Here is a 15,519-nt window from a genome sequence, read left to right on the forward strand (position 1 = left end):
AACATTTTGCTTGGTATTAATCAATAGGATTTTTTTAACAATGTTTTTTACTGTTAAGTGTTTTTAAATTAAATTACTGTTCAATTATTTTTTCACATATTATTAATAAGTTAAGTATTTCAAAATCAAATCGTTGATAGATATGTAATTTAGATTTACAATATAATTGGAGGTGCAAAATGAAATTTTATATTTCTGCAGACATCGAAGGCACTGCAGGTTGTTTGAATTGGGAGTATACAATGGGAAACTCCACCGAATATCAAGAGCAAAAAAAGATTATGACAAATGAAGTTAATGCATGTGTAAGTGCATTAAATGAAAACTATCCTAACTGTGAAATAGTAATTAAGGATGCTCACTATCTCGGAAACAATCTTGACATAGATGCGTTTCCTGAAAACTGTAAAATAATTAGAGGATGGAGTCACAACCCTCACTCAATGGTTCAAGATATTGACGAGAGTTTTGATGGAGTTTTTTTTATTGGATATCATAACGCCGCAAGCACTGGCACAACTCCCCTTGCCCACTCATTTAACGGATCTAAGTATCAAAGGATAGAACTAAATGGAGAACTTTGCTCCGAATTTTTATTTAATAGTACCGTTGCCTTACATCATGGAGTAAAAACAATTTTACTTTCTGGAGACAAGGGCCTTTGCGATGAAGTAAATAAAATAGATAAGAGTATTAGAACAGTTTACTCTTACGAAGGCATTGGTGAATCAATTTTGACAAAGACTCCAAGAAGAGTTCAAAGGGAAATTTATGAAACCACATTGGAAGCTTCTAAAAATATTTCTAAAATAAATCCTGTTATAAAACCATATGAGCTTAAGGTAGAGTATAAAAAAGCAAGCGAATGTTTGAAGGCTTCAAATATTTCAATTGCAACACAAGTTTCTAGTAACACAATAATTTTAAAAGGAAACAACATAAAAGAAATAGAAGCTGTATTTTATTATCTATAATTTTTTCGAATAAAGTTTGACTAAACTTTGATTTTCTTTTGATTTGTAGTATTATATATATATGCGGCGTATAGTCGACTAGTATGAACATATAAGGAGTGTATAAACATGAATAAAATGATGCAAAAATTCGTAGATCAAGAATTCTGTACAGAAAAAGAAGGCGAATACATGCTAAAAGCTATTGAAAACAAGGATGTTCTAATGATCTCTGGACACCGTTCAGCAGGAGTTAGACCTTTCATGGCTTCATGTATGGCAATTGCTAAGGGAGAATTCAAGGCTGTTCAAGTTAAGAGTGAAGAAGACTTAGAAAAAGAATGTGACTTCTTCTTAATTCCAAGTATTCCAGGAATCGACTTTGAAGAATTAATGCAAAAGGCTGTAGCAACTGGAAAAGGTATCGTAACTGTTAAAGAACCTGAAACACCTTACTCAATCATGAAAATCTTAAAGAAGAACTTTAAAGAAACTGGTAACATCGACCAAACTTACCACATGATCGAATGTAACAAGGAAAACGGAATTCCTTTCGTTCAAAAGATTACTAAGTTCACTCAAAACGAAAAAGGTAAAATCTTAAAAGAAGATTTAGAATAAAAAAATTTAGTCCTGCAATTGCAGGACTTTTTTATTTTCTGTTTATGTCGTAACAAAAACAGGTATATATAAGCAGGAGGTAAATATGAGTTTAAAAGAATTTTATAATTATCATGTAAAAAAATATTTTAATACAGGTTTTTTAGTTTTGCTCTTAGTATTTTTTCTTTCTTCCATATTCTTTTTATTAAATTCAGATGTTGCAATGAAAGTTATAGATAAATTTATGGAGAATGTTGGGAAGAATATTGTGTTAGACGGAAAAGTTTCCGCCATTGGTCTTATAAGAAATAATATTACTGCCTGTTTAGTAATGGTTTTATTGGGACTTATTCCGTATTTGTTCCTGCCATACTTCTCACTAATCATTAACGGTGCTGTTATTGGTGCAGCCCTTGGAATGATAGTTGCAAAACTTGGAATGGTTGGGTACCTAGCTTTTATATTAAGCGTTGTTCCCCATGGAATTTTTGAAATTCCCGCCATAGTACTTTCCTTTGCCCTTGGTGTTTCAGTTTGTAAGTACTTAATGGATAGAATGAACAAAGTTCCAACGACAACTGGAAAGACTTTTTTTCTAAACTTATCAAAGATGTTTTTCCTTGTGGTCATTCCACTATTACTAGTTGCAGGTGTTGTTGAAGCCTATGTTACTCCTATTATTTCAAGCTTAGTGATGTGAGGTATGTTATGGATGTAAAAGAGAGAATTAAATTATTAAAAGAATTAAAAACTTCTATTGAAGACCATAAAGAGGCAGCACTTCTTGCATTAAAGAGAGACCTTGGAAAGTCAGAGGCAGAAGGTTTAATAACAGAGTATAGCCAGGTAATAGAAGAGATTAACATGGCAATAGATGGCCTTCCCCACTGGGCAAAAAAACATAGAGTAAAGACGCCACTTACCCTTTTCCCTGGAAAGTCTTATTATGTTTATAGACCATACGGCACAGTCGGTATCGCATCACCTTGGAACTATCCATTTTTACTTTCAATGGTACCTTTAATATCAGCCATTGCTGCAGGGAATAAAGTTATTTTAAAGACTTCTTCAAAGACTGTAAACACTTCTGAAATAATCTATTCAATAATTCGAAATTCAATTCCTGATTATGTAACCTACTATGGCCTTGATGAAGATGATAAAAATAGATTTATTAATGAAGACATAGACATGTTATTCTTTACAGGCTCCACAAGAGTTGGAAAGAATATGGGCATTATTGCAGCTGAAAAGATGATTCCCTATGTGCTTGAACTAGGTGGAAAGAGTCCGTGCGTTGTTAAAAAGGGAAGTAAACTTGAAGTAGCAGCAAAAAGAATTGCTTGGGGTAAGACCATGAATAGCGGACAAACCTGTGTTGCCCCAGACTATGTACTAGTTGACAGAGGTCTTGGTGAAGAATTTAAAACTCTACTTGAGGAATCTGTAAATAGTTTTTATGGCAATAGTCCATTACTAAATGAAAATTATCCTAAGATAATTGATGAAGCTGCTATGGAAAGACTTAAAGACCTTGCCATTAAAGAAGGAATTTATAATGAACAGAACTTTGACTTTGAAAACAGAAAAATAAATCCACATTTTTTTGTTACGGATTTAAATTCCCCGTTTATGGAAGAAGAAATATTTGGACCATTCCTACCAATAATTGAATGTGATACTTGGGTTGATGTGAATAATATAATAAATACACATCCTAATCCCCTAGCCTTTTATCTATTCTCAGATAATAAGGAAGACGTCAATTATGTTATGAATAATTTTAATTTTGGAGGAATGGCAATAAATGACACCATGACTCACTTGGCAAATTCAAGACTTCCATTTGGTGGAGTTAGAGAGTCTGGCATAGGAAGGTATCATGGCTTTGAAGGCTTTAAGGCCTTTTCCCATAAAACTTCCGTACTATCAAATAAGTTTAGCCCCGATATGTCATTAAGGTATCCACCATATGGAAACTTTATAAAAAATGTAATGAGTAAAAAATAAAGCCGGTGCCCCGGCTTTTTTAATTTAAATTTATGCTTGATCTTCCATTTGCTCTTCATACATGGATCTATAAAATCCACTTAGGTTCATAAGCTCTTCATGATTTCCCTTTTCAATAATTTTGCCCTTTGAAAGTACATATATCATGTCCACATCTTTAATTGTGGAAAGCCTATGGGCAACAATAAGTGTTGTTCTATTTTCCTTTAGCTTTTCAATTCCCTTTTGGATAATACTTTCGGTTTCAGTGTCAATATTCGAAGTGGCTTCGTCTAATATTAATAATTTCGGTTCTCTGATATAGGCCCTTGCAAATGAAACCAGCTGCTGCTCTCCCTGGCTAAGGTTCTTTGCACCTTCCTTTATCATTGTGTCAATTCCCCTACTAATAATCCTATCTCCCCCAACAGCTCTAAGGGCCTCTTTTATGTCCTCGTCACTGTAGTTGTCATCTAGCTTTATATTATCTCTGATGCTTGCTTCGAACAAAAACGAATCTTGAAGCACCACCGCCATTTTTTCTCGTAGGGAAAGCTTATTAACATTTTTTATATCCTGTCCATCAATTGAAACCACTCCCTCTTGTGGGCTATAAAAGTTTAATATCAAGTTTAATATTGTGGACTTTCCACTTCCCGTTGAACCTACAAAGGCTGCCGAAGTCTTATATGGAACTTCAAAGTTTATATCCCTTAGCACATATTCTTTATCATATGCAAAGTGAATATCTTTAAACTGAACTTCTCCTTCAATATTGTTTAGCTTTTCCGGAAGTTCAGGCTCTGGTTCAAGCTCAAATAAATCAAACACATGCTTTGCAGATGCATAGGATTGTTCCAACTCTCCAAACCATGTAACTATAGTTGTAAGTGAACTCATCATCCTGCTTACATAGTTTAATACGATATAAAGGGATCCAACATCTACTTGATACTTTCCAGTAATTCTTCCTACACCAAAGTAGATTAAAACTATTACCGTTGCAAAGTAGGACACAATATCCATGGCTCTATATCCTCCATATGACCTAACCTTTGTCATTTCAAATGCATTGTCCCATATGGATTGGTTAGTTTCATCAAACTCTTCTTTAATCAAATCCTCTTTGTTATAGGCCTGAATAATCTCCATGTTTTGAATATTTTCATTTATATCCGCATTGATGGTGGATGTTAATTTTCTGATTTCAGTTGTATACTTTCTATACTTTCTCCTCAAATCATAAAATATTAACATAACAATAGGTAGAAGCACTAAAAGGTATAGGGCAACTCTGGTGTGGTTTACAAGAAGTACAATAAACATTGTAATAACCATTATTCCAGATGTTGTCATGTCCCCTAGGGCGTTTTGAAACATCACCTTTAATTTATTGGTGTCATTAGTAATTCTTGAAACTATGGACCCTGCGGGTAGCGAATCGAAGTATGATATTGGCAATGACTGAACATGATTAAAAATATCTTTTTGCACATGTAAAGTTATTCCATTAGAGGCCCTTTCAAAATGTAGCACAGTACTTCTTGAAAATAATCCAGCAACTATATAAACTGCCAAATATAAAATAAGATATAGCCCAATAGTTACAAAGTCGTCCTTGGTCATTCCCTTTTTGATGTAGTTATTTAAAAGGTATCCTATGATTAAAGGACCAACTATTTCTAGTCCTGTTCTTATAAAGGTACAAATTATACCATAGGTTAAGTTTTTTGATTCCATTTTGGCATAATTTATAAGCCTTTTACTTGCAGAAGTTTTATTCTTCACTATATCTACCTCCTGCCATCTGTCTAACAAATTGAGTAGCATACCAACCGTCAAGTTCCATTAGCTCTTGGTGGTTACCCTCTTCTACTATCTTTCCATCTTCAAGCACAATTATATGATCCATATTCATTACCTGACTTATTCTATGGCAGGCAAGAATTATTGTGCCTTGATGGAGTCTACTATTTATATTATTGATAATATTTCTTTCAGTCTTTCCATCTACAGCGGACATGCAGTCATCAAGCAACAATATGTCTGGGTCTTTCAAAAAGGCCCTGGCAATTCCAATTCTCTGCTTCTGTCCACCGGAAAGGGAAACTCCCCTCTCTCCGCATAGTGTTTCAAGACCCAGTGGAAGATTTTCTAAGTCCTTTTTAAAATCTGCCATTTCAATTGCTCTATCAAGTTCTTCTTTGGTTGCATCCGGCTTTGAAAGTTTAATATTTTCTTCAATTGTCTTTGAAAATATCATATGCTTTTGTGGCACATAGGACAACTTGTCTCTAATTGCATAGGTGGTGTAGTCGTCAAGATATTTATCATTTACTAAAATCTTAGAAAAGTCGGTGTTGTAGTACTTTAGTAGTTGCTTTAATAATGTACTCTTACCTGATCCAGTCTTACCAAGTATTCCCAGGGATGAACCATATGGAATTTTTAAATTTATGTCTTTTAAAATATAATCTGAATCTGGATACTTAAAAGAAAAGTCTTTAAACTCAATGTCTGGTTTTTCAATATGAGTTATGGCGTTCTTTCTATCTACAATATCTTCTTCATAGTCAAGAACTTTTTGAATACGATTCATTGAAGCGGTTGCTTGGTTCTTAATATTAATAAAATTTCCAAGGGCGAACATAGGCCAGATTAACATATTTAAATAAAATGTAAATGAAACCAATTTTCCTATGGTTATTTCTCCACGATATATTAAAACTGCACCATAAAAAATTGCTATGGCAAAGGAAATGGCAGTTATAGTTAAGTCGATTGGTCTAAACATTGCATTATAATTTGCTACTTCAAGATTTTTTTCCTTAAGCTCTTCACCTCTAACTTTAAACATGCGCCTTCTAACATTTTGTAGATTAAACACGTTGATTATTCTAATTCCAACCACATCTTCAAGTACAAAACTATTTAACTTGTCGAATGCAACTTGTGCAGCTTCCCACTTCTTATAAATCTTGTCCCCCAGTAGCTTTACAAGCACTGCAAGTAGTGGAATTGGAATAATGGTCGCAAGGGTAAGTTTTAAACTAACTGAAAATATCATTACAAGTATTATGAAGAAAGGATATACCGTTGCATCAAACATTGCCAGCGTTCCGAAACCAATCATCTGACTAACTGAATTTATGTCATTGGTAGATTTCCCCATAAGAGACCCAGTTGAGTTCTTGTCAAAAAACTCCATGGACTGACCTAAAAACTTTCCCATTAGCTTGTTTCTAAGTCTTAGTTCAATTTCATTTCCACCACGGTGAATGAAAAAGGACCATCCCATTGCTAAAAAATATTTTAATATTATAACTCCAACAAGAAGAGCTATTAGCTTTATAAAACTATCTAAGTTTATTGAGTTTGAAAAGACCTTATCCGTCAACTCCCCTATTAAATATGGCGGAAAAATTCCTACAATATCACTTAATAGCAGAAAAATAAGTCCTGCCATAAGATTTCTCTTGTAGGACTCAATAAACCATTTAAATTCTTTAAACAATTAATCACCCCTATATACTTTCTCCTGGCTTTATAATTCTAAGCACCCATTCCTTTTTTATTTGCCAAATATTTGCTTGCACTATAAAGTCGGACCAATTATCTATGTCGAAAATTCTAACCCATGAATCTTTTATCTTTTTTTCTATTTCAGGATACATGCCCTGATACTTCCCGTCTATAAAATTAAATTCATCTGTGACTCCAAGCTTTTCAATCTCTTTTTTGTATTCATTTGCATCAGCTTCGTCCTTTGGGATATAGAGATTATTTAAAACATAATCCCATTTACAACCATCAAAATAAATTATTTCATCCTTAGGTACTTCAATTTCATATACCAATTCTTTTTCCACAGGCTTAAGACAATTTCTCTTACTTATGGAACACCATATTGGATATTCTATTCCCTTTGGGCGTGGTACAATCTCTTGAGCCATCTTTACAAAAAGTCTATATCTCTCCATAAAAAACGGAGCAATGTCCCCCATATGTAGCTTTACATATATTTCCTTATTTGTAATCTCTCCCTTATTTTCCAATTCATAAAAAGAGTTTTCGTGTTGTCTTGTGTAAAGTATTACTTTTTCCATATCTTGCTCCTTTTTACTTACTATATATTATTTCATACCCACTGATAAAACACAAAAATCATCCTTGAAAAAATTTGTAAGATTTTTGTAACATTTGTTTAACCTATTCTATGATAAAATGATTTTACAAAGTAAAGTAAGGATGTGAAAACTTGAAAAACCTTATAGAAATAAAAAACATTTATAAATACTACCATATGGGTGATACAGTTGTTAAGGCCATTGACGGATTGTCACTTAACCTAGACGAAGGCGAAATATTATGCATCCTCGGCAAGTCAGGCTCTGGCAAGTCCACTCTTTTAAATTCCATTGCGGGACTTGAAAAAGTTGATAAGGGTGAAATCTTAATTGGTGGCCACGATATAACTAAGCTTAGTGAAAAGGATTTAACCATCTTTAGACAACTGAACTTAGGTTTTGTATTTCAATCATATAATCTGCTTCCAATTCTTTCGGCTTTGGAAAATGTAAGTCTTGGACTTGCTTTCAAAGGAGTTTCTAAAGAGGAACGAGAGAAGACCTCCTTTGAAATATTAAAAAAAGTTGGCCTTGAAGACAGAGTTTATCACAAGCCAAAGGAGCTTTCCGGTGGACAGCAACAAAGGGTTTCCATTGCAAGGGCATTTGCAAATAATCCTAAAATAATCTTTGCAGACGAACCCACTGGTAACTTGGACACCAATACATCCAAGGATATTATGGATTTGATTACTGATATGATCCATAAGAATAAACAGACTATGATTATAGTAACTCACAACGAAGAGCTTACCGCTTACGCCGATAAGGTCATAGAGATGAAAGACGGGAAAATTATTAGAGAGATTTAGGAGGAGTTTATGAAAGAAAGATTGTTGTCTATCTTGCTTCTTATAAGCATTTTAGCTATGTCAAGTCTATCTTTTGCCGCAGATGGTGCTGTAAAAGATGCTGATGAAATCAAAATTAAGGACTATAAGATTGAGCAAGTATTTAAAGAGAATCAAAAGAAACCAAAGAATATTGAAAAAGATACGGAGTTTTCAATTTTAATCTATCCTGAAAACATAAACTACGATATCTTAAGTACTTATATATTTACCATGGTTCCAAATGACAGTTTCAAAGTTTTAGGTTCAAAGGTTGAAAAGGCCGACGAAAAGGGAAACGGCGTTATTATATTTAATCTTAAAGCTTTGGAGAAGCTTGATAAGGATTCATACAAAATAGAAGTTTTTGGAAGTAAAATAAAAGACAATTTAGAACTAAAGACGGAACTTGGATTTAAGGATATTAATTTTAAAGAAGAAAATTCTAATAAGGATGACAAAAAAACTTCTACGGATAAATGTAACACAAATAAAGAAACGCCAAAGGAAAATGGCAAAGACAACTCAAATCAAAATACTAATGCAAATGGAGAAGATAATATGGTAATAGAAAACCCAAAGACAAATGACACAAGCAATTCAAATACAGGTTCTGATACTGGAAGTGAAACTTCAAACCCTTCTGTAAAAAACAAACCTAAACTAATAATAGACAACTACTCTCTTCAACCTAAAATGGTAGAAGCAGGTAAAGAGTTTACTTTGAATATGAGTTTTTATAACACAAACTCAACCTACTCCGTAAGAAATATAAAAATTTCTTTAAATAACGAAACAGGTGGCTCTGGAACCAATGGAGAAAATGTTGGAGGCTCTGTGTTTATTCCTGTGGGAAGTTCAAACACATTTTATATTAATAGTATAGCTCCTGGTAAGACTGCATCAAAGTCAATTAAAATGTCCGTTGTTCCAAATGCACAGGCACAAAACTATGTTATAACTGCAAACTTTGAATATGAAGATAAAAATGGAAACGAGTTTACTGCAAATGAAATCATCGGTATTCCAGTTGTTCAACAGGCCAAAGTATCCTTTGGAGAAATTACGGCAAACCCTGGCATGGCAGGAGAACCCGCAACAATTGACATGGATTTCTTTAACACTGGTAAGGACACATTATCAAACTTTATGGTAACCGTTCAAGGTGATGGCTTTTCCGTTGATAATGGTGGAAACTATTTTGTAGGTAACTTTGCTCCAGGGGCATCAGACCACTTCTCCTCTACAATTATTCCAACAGAATCTGGAAATATAAAGGGTAAGTTGGTTATAACTTACGAAGACTCTACTGGAGAAACCCATACAGAAGAAAAAGATTTTTCCATGGAAGCACAGGAAATGGATGAAGGCACAACTGTCCCTGATGATGAAATGGATCAAGGAACAGGCTCAATGGGTGCACTTCCATTTATCTTAGGAGGACTACTTTTAATTGCAATTATAGCTGGAATAATCGTTAAGAAAAAAAGAGATAAGAAAAAGAAAGGTTCAGATTTACAACTATGAAATTAAATGATCTTTTAGTTTTTAGCTTAAGAAATCTATCAAGGCGAAAACTAAGAACAATCTTAACTTTACTTTCCATTTTAATAGGTACCTCTTTTATCATCTTGATGATAAGCTTTGGACTTGGCATGCAAAAGTCAAACGAAGAAATGATTGAGAGCATGGGTGGACTTACTAATATTACTGTTAGGAGTAACGACTCCTTCGGCCCAGAAATGGAAAATAATAACAAGTCTAAGGTGTTAAATGACTCTAAAGTCAAGGCATTTGCCGCCATGGAAGGTGTTAAGGATGTTCTTCCAGTAATTGAAATAAACACTGCCAATATTTTAATTAAAAATTATGATGCCTACGCTACCATTAAAGGCGTTGATGTAAATAAAATGGAAGAGTTTGGTTATACAATTGAAGAAGGATCAAATATAACTCAAAACTCCGATGATGAATATGTGTTTTCAAATATACATGTATACAATAGCAGATCCGGTGAGCCTGTAGATAATATAGATTTGATGAAGGATAAACCTACCATAAGAATTGGATGGAAAGACCTTCAATCTGAAATGGAAACTGGTAAAAAAACCTATATTGACTTTAAGTTTAAACCAATTGGAAGAACCGGCGGAGCAAACAACTACGATTCAGAAATTCTTATGAATTATAAAACCGCAAAAAAATTATATATGGCTGAACAGGAACTTAATTTGTCGGGAGATAATAAAAAGAAAATTACAGAAAGGGATATCCCCTATTCATATATAATGTTAAAGGCCCAAACTTTGGAGGATGTAAAGCCACTTCAAGATGAACTTACTGAAATGGGATACATGACACAGTCCAATCTTGAATTTAATGAAAGTATGCAAGAACAAGTTAGAACAGTTCAACTTGTTTTTGGAGCCATCGGTGCAGTGGCACTGCTGGTTGCTGCTATTGGAATTGCAAACACTATGATAATGTCAATTTATGAAAGAACTAAAGAAATTGGTATCATGAAAGTTGTTGGTGCTTCAATTAAAAACATAAGAGATATATTTTTATTAGAGTCCACAATGGTTGGTCTAATCGGTGGCATCTTAGGAGTTTTATTATCCCTGTTAGTGTCATTTATACTAAACAAATATCTATTTGCTGGTGGAGATGATATGGGTGGTGGATTTAGTTCCTACATTCCTATTTGGCTAATGCTTGTTTCAGCAATCTTCTCTGCTGTTATAGGACTACTGTCAGGACTTCTTCCTGCCATAAGAGCAACTAAAATATCTGCAATAGATGCAATTAGAACTGAATAAAATAAGAGTCGGGACTTTCCGACTCTTTTTTATTTCTATTCAAATTGGTTAAGGGGATACTCTCCATTGTTATTTGTAAGTATTACTTTTGCGTCACTAAACTCTAAAAATTTATGTGATTTTATCTTCTTTGCCTTAAGCAAGTCAACTAATGATTCAATAAGAGAATAGTGAACATTCGTACTGAAATAAAAAGTTACACTATCCTCTTTTTCCACTGTGTCATCCCACATAAAATCTGGAAACATACCAGTGGAAGTAATCTTTCTCTTAACGCCATTTCTATAAATTCCTGGAACACTTTCCCTTCCATCATAAATAGCCGGTTTAAGGCTTACTATTTTATCTAAGTCATCTTCGTAAATTTTATCCGCCGCATACAATAATAAACTTTCTATATCTTCCCCAGGAATTATCTTATCCCTATCTTTAAAGTCAAAGTGCTTATACAATTTTTTTAAGTCAATATCTTCACAGAAGCGAACTAAATCAACTAAAAATTTTACTTCTCCCATATAAATTAGCATTGAAGTGTTTAAACTTGGATACTCTTTAACTATCTCCTCTGCCTTTTCAATCACTTGTGGAATTAGTACTTCAGTATAGTCTTTGTAATTCAGTGCGTAGTTTCCCTGCCAAATTAATTTCGGTTCCTTCATCTTCTTTATTTTTATATTTGGGAAATCCTCTTTCACATCTGGAAACTTTTCTAAAAAATCATCATTAAAATAACATTCATATCCCTTGTAAAAGTCATTACATTCTACACCAATAGAGTTTAAGAAGTCCGATCCATCTTGGTCAATCTTTGCAGAATTTAAAAACACATATTGGCCCTCTGCCGAGTCTATTCGAAAAATTAATTCAAGATAATATAAAAAATCATTTAACAAATCTTCAAACTCATTATCATCTAAGTCTTTCATATTAAATTTTTCTTCAATCATTCTATACCTCCAACAGCTTGATGTAATTTATAACGGGAACTTCATATGGATGGTTTTCTAAAATACAACTATGCACCACTTTGAAATCTTTTTCATCTATTCTAAATTCTAACTTACTTTCATTTACAACTTCTCTTTTATTCACTTCCCCTATTGTAGGGTTTGCTCCCGTAAGTGGTCTAAAGTTTCCTAAAACTTTAGTTTCACTAAAACAGTAATCATAATTATCTTCTTTTAGCACTCCAAGGTCATTAATTTTATTTATAAAGTCTGAAACAGAAACTTCAGGAATAAATACTTCTACTTTAATATAGCCCATAAACTCCTCCATTTACATATCTAATAGTATTATACAACATATTGTTTTAAGTTTTAGAAATAAAAATAAGACTATTTTTGTAATAAAAACAAATTGACATGAATTTCAATCGTGAAAAGTGTTATAATTATAATAACGGGGGTGATTTAATGGTTTCATTTTATGAAAAATATTTTATGAAACAAAAAATGATGAGAACAGTTTTAATTGCTCTTCTTCCTATTTTGTTATTTTCAATATATGCATTTGGATGGAGAGTGCTTGCTTTAACGGTTTTCAATGTTATTATAGCTTGCTTAGTTGAATTTATAAGCGAAAGCAAAATCTATAATAGAAAGAAAATTTCTGAAGCTGCAATCATATCCTCTGTTCTCTACACGATGACATTGCCGGTATCCATTCCATTTTGGATGTCTGCAGTAGGAATTGCATTTGCAATTTTCTTTGGTAAGGCGGTATTTGGCGGGTTTGGTAAAAACGTATTCAACCCTGCACTAGTTGGTAGAGTTTTCGTATACGTTAACTTCCCACAACCACTTACAATTAACTGGAACGAAGCAGTAATTGGTGGAATTGGTTCTTTGAACAAATGGGCTAATCCAATAATTGACCAAGTTACAACTGCAACACCAATGCTTGCATTTAGAAATGCAGGACAGATGACAAGTTATTTTGATTTATTTTTAGGTAGAATTCCCGGTGTAATCGGTGAAACTTCAAAGATATTAATCCTACTTGGTGCGGCTTACCTAATTTACAAAAAGGTAGCTTCTTGGGAAATAATGTTATCATCTGCAATTGGACTTACTATTATGACTTTAATCTTTAACTTTATGAAGATTGAATCCATACCTAATCCTATTTTCCAAATTTTATCTGGAGGATTCTTACTAGGTGCTGTATTTATGGCAACAGACCCAATATCAGCTCCTAAGACAAAACCTGCAAAATTTATTTACGGAATTATTATAGGGGTTGTTTGTGTAATCATAAGAGGTTTTGCCCTATTCTCAGAAGGTATGATGTTTGCTGTTCTAATAGGAAATATTTTTGCACCTATTATGGACTATATAGTAAGAGAAAGAAACAAAGCAAAAAAGAATAAATTAGCAAAGGAGACAAAATAATGAAAAAGAAATCTATAGTTTATCCTATTGTCTTTATGCTAGTTCTATCGGCGGTACTTGTTTTTGTCTTAGCATTTATAAACAAGTTGACTACGCCAATAGTAGAATTCAATTCTGAAATTGAATTAAAAAATAAAATTCTTTATGTTTTTAATATTCCTGTAGATTCAGAAAATCCTGAAGAAATCAATAAAGTATTCACTGAAAACGTTGAAGAAAAAGACTATGAGGATACTAAGTACTATGTTTACAAAAAAGGTGACGAAGTAGAAGCTTATGCAGTTCCAATTGAAGGCCCTGGCCTTTGGGGAACCATTACAGGTTACATTGGAGTTAATAAAGACTTTACCGAAACAACTGGTATTGAGTTTATAAAGCAAGACGAAACTCCAGGACTTGGTGGAAGAATTGCTGAAGCTCCATATAAGGAACAATACAGAGGAATTGATATATCAACTCCAACTGATGGCAATTATGTTATTAATAAACCCGCAAATGGTGGAAACATAGACGCCATTGCTGGAGCTACTCAAACTTCAACCTTTGTAACTGATATGATAAATAAAGATTTAAAAACATTTATCGAAAAAGAAGGAGGGGCTAACTAATGAAAAAGTATAAAAAGATACTTAAAACAGGTATCATCACTGATAACCCTGTTCTTATACAAGTAATCGGTATTTGCTCTGCACTGGCTGTAACAAACTTAGCGTTAAACTCCCTAATAATGGGACTTGCTCTAACATTTACTACAGCACTATCCTCTTTCTTTATATCAATGTTAAAGGATATTACACCAAAGCATATTAGAATGGTTGTGCAAGTATTCATAATCTCATTCTTCGTAATAATCGTTGACATATTCCTAAAGGCATACATGCCTTCAATGAGTAAGACTCTTGGACCATATGTTGGACTTATTATTACAAACTGTATCATAATGGGTAGAGCTGAAGCCTATGCAATTTCAAATCCACCACTTATGTCACTTGTGGATGGTTTTGCAGCGGGTATTGGTTACACACTAGTACTACTATGTGTGTCAATCATTAGAGAGATCCTTGGATTTGGATCTGTATTTGGCTTTAGAATAATGCCTGAAGGCTTTGTACCATGGACACTTATGGTAATGCCACCGGGAGCATTCTTCGTACTACCAATCATTATGTGGATAGTTTATAACTTAGTTAATAAGAAAAACGAGGTGAAAAAATAATGACCATTAATCCATTAGTAATATTCTTTGCCTCAATCTTTACTTCAAATATGATATTCTCAAACTTCTTAGGAATGTGTTCCTTCATAGCAGTAAGTAAAGAAGTTGAGACAGCAACAGGATTAGGAGTAGCTGTTACATTTGTATTAACAGTTACCACAGTGTTAAACTATTTTGTTTATCAACTGTTAGAACATTTTGGCTTAGAGTACTTGAGATTTATAGTATTTATCATGGTAATTGCAGCTTTTGTTCAATTACTTGAAATGCTTTTAGAAAAATATGTTGAAAATCTTTACTACGCACTTGGAATTTTCTTACCTCTTATAACTGTAAACTGTGCAATCCTTGGGGTTTCACTATTTATGGTAATTAGAGATTACAACTTCCTACAATCACTATTCTTCGGACTAGGATCAGGATTAGGTTGGGCACTTGCAATAATTTCAATGGCAGGTATTAGAACAAGAGTAAATGAAAACTCACTTCCTGAAGGACTAAGAGGAGCTCCTATTACCCTTATCATTACAGGTATAATGGCCCTTGCATTTATTGGCTTCTCAGGAATAGTTTCAATATCATAGGTGAT

At 33.4% G+C, this 15,519-nt stretch carries 16 protein-coding genes; 11 read left to right on the forward strand and 5 right to left on the reverse strand.

All coding sequences use genetic code 11. The features are described from left to right. Positions 1-179 precede the first annotated feature (179 nt). The 4 genes from WKS98_RS00825 to WKS98_RS00840 all read left to right on the forward strand — a co-directional run bounded on the left by WKS98_RS00825 (position 180) and on the right by WKS98_RS00840 (position 3,566). Entirely contained in the window at positions 180-974 is a 795-nt protein-coding gene (locus tag WKS98_RS00825; protein WP_498916083.1) for a M55 family metallopeptidase, read from the forward strand. Positions 975-1,082: 108 nt separating this feature from the next. Continuing rightward, complete coding sequence (locus WKS98_RS00830) at positions 1,083-1,574, forward strand: hypothetical protein (protein ID WP_498916085.1); 492 nt, start codon at positions 1,083-1,085, stop codon at positions 1,572-1,574. Between the two features lie 85 nt (positions 1,575-1,659). After that, a complete protein-coding gene (locus WKS98_RS00835) occupies positions 1,660-2,256 on the forward strand; it encodes a stage II sporulation protein M (protein ID WP_498916087.1) in 597 nt (198 codons plus the stop codon). Between the two features lie 8 nt (positions 2,257-2,264). Next, entirely contained in the window at positions 2,265-3,566 is a 1,302-nt protein-coding gene (locus tag WKS98_RS00840) for an aldehyde dehydrogenase family protein (RefSeq protein WP_498916089.1), read from the forward strand. A gap of 30 nt (positions 3,567-3,596) precedes the next feature. Here WKS98_RS00840 and WKS98_RS00845 read toward each other — a convergent pair whose 3' ends face one another. Genes WKS98_RS00845 through WKS98_RS00855 form a run of 3 tightly spaced genes read right to left on the reverse strand, consistent with a single transcriptional unit; the run spans position 3,597 to position 7,651 of the window. After that, positions 3,597-5,333, reverse strand: coding sequence for an ABC transporter ATP-binding protein (locus tag WKS98_RS00845; protein ID WP_498916090.1), 1,737 nt, complete (start codon positions 5,331-5,333; stop codon positions 3,597-3,599). Continuing rightward, positions 5,323-7,059 (reverse strand): ABC transporter ATP-binding protein, encoded by a 1,737-nt coding sequence (locus WKS98_RS00850; protein ID WP_498916091.1) that lies wholly within the window; start codon positions 7,057-7,059, stop codon positions 5,323-5,325. Before WKS98_RS00850 ends, WKS98_RS00845 begins: the two co-directional genes overlap by 11 nt. 10 nt (positions 7,060-7,069) lie before the next feature. Then, positions 7,070-7,651 carry a DUF3841 domain-containing protein gene (locus WKS98_RS00855; protein ID WP_498916093.1) on the reverse strand — a complete coding sequence of 194 codons (582 nt, stop codon included), beginning with the start codon at positions 7,649-7,651 and terminating at the stop codon, positions 7,070-7,072. Between the two features lie 152 nt (positions 7,652-7,803). Here WKS98_RS00855 and WKS98_RS00860 point away from each other — a divergent pair, with 152 nt between their 5' ends. Genes WKS98_RS00860 through WKS98_RS00870 form a run of 3 tightly spaced genes read left to right on the forward strand, consistent with a single transcriptional unit; the run spans position 7,804 to position 11,321 of the window. Next, positions 7,804-8,484, forward strand: coding sequence for an ABC transporter ATP-binding protein (locus tag WKS98_RS00860; protein WP_498916095.1), 681 nt, complete (start codon positions 7,804-7,806; stop codon positions 8,482-8,484). 9 nt (positions 8,485-8,493) lie between these two features. Then, positions 8,494-10,029, forward strand: coding sequence for a COG1361 S-layer family protein (locus WKS98_RS00865; protein WP_498916097.1), 1,536 nt, complete (start codon positions 8,494-8,496; stop codon positions 10,027-10,029). Further along, the gene (locus WKS98_RS00870) at positions 10,026-11,321 is read left to right on the forward strand and encodes an ABC transporter permease (RefSeq protein WP_498916099.1); all 1,296 of its coding nucleotides are present in this window, start codon (positions 10,026-10,028) and stop codon (positions 11,319-11,321) included. Before WKS98_RS00865 ends, WKS98_RS00870 begins: the two co-directional genes overlap by 4 nt. 35 nt (positions 11,322-11,356) lie before the next feature. On the opposite strand, the gene WKS98_RS00875 is transcribed toward WKS98_RS00870, so the two are convergent. Next, the gene (locus tag WKS98_RS00875) at positions 11,357-12,268 is read right to left on the reverse strand and encodes a hypothetical protein (RefSeq protein ID WP_498916101.1); all 912 of its coding nucleotides are present in this window, start codon (positions 12,266-12,268) and stop codon (positions 11,357-11,359) included. A gap of 1 nt (position 12,269) precedes the next feature. Then, the gene (locus WKS98_RS00880; protein WP_498916103.1) at positions 12,270-12,587 is read right to left on the reverse strand and encodes a hypothetical protein; all 318 of its coding nucleotides are present in this window, start codon (positions 12,585-12,587) and stop codon (positions 12,270-12,272) included. Between the two features lie 176 nt (positions 12,588-12,763). Between WKS98_RS00880 and WKS98_RS00885 the strand changes: the two genes are divergently transcribed. From WKS98_RS00885 to WKS98_RS00900, 4 genes are read left to right on the forward strand one after another with little or no spacing between them, the layout of a single operon-like run. Further along, on the forward strand, positions 12,764-13,714 hold the full coding sequence (locus WKS98_RS00885) for an RnfABCDGE type electron transport complex subunit D (protein ID WP_498916104.1): 951 nt from the start codon (positions 12,764-12,766) through the stop codon (positions 13,712-13,714). Further along, complete coding sequence (locus WKS98_RS00890; RefSeq protein WP_498916106.1) at positions 13,714-14,322, forward strand: RnfABCDGE type electron transport complex subunit G; 609 nt, start codon at positions 13,714-13,716, stop codon at positions 14,320-14,322. The genes WKS98_RS00885 and WKS98_RS00890 overlap by 1 nt, the downstream gene beginning before the upstream one ends. Next, the gene (gene rsxE, locus WKS98_RS00895) at positions 14,322-14,930 is read left to right on the forward strand and encodes an electron transport complex subunit RsxE (RefSeq protein ID WP_237036507.1); all 609 of its coding nucleotides are present in this window, start codon (positions 14,322-14,324) and stop codon (positions 14,928-14,930) included. Before WKS98_RS00890 ends, rsxE begins: the two co-directional genes overlap by 1 nt. Continuing rightward, positions 14,930-15,514: an NADH:ubiquinone reductase (Na(+)-transporting) subunit E gene (locus tag WKS98_RS00900; protein ID WP_498916108.1), complete on the forward strand. Its 585-nt coding sequence runs from the start codon at positions 14,930-14,932 to the stop codon at positions 15,512-15,514. The genes rsxE and WKS98_RS00900 overlap by 1 nt, the downstream gene beginning before the upstream one ends. Positions 15,515-15,519 lie beyond the last annotated feature (5 nt).

Source organism: Lagierella sp. ICN-221743 (assembly GCF_037890055.1).
In the GTDB taxonomy this organism is placed as follows: domain Bacteria; phylum Bacillota; class Clostridia; order Tissierellales; family Peptoniphilaceae; genus Mediannikoviicoccus.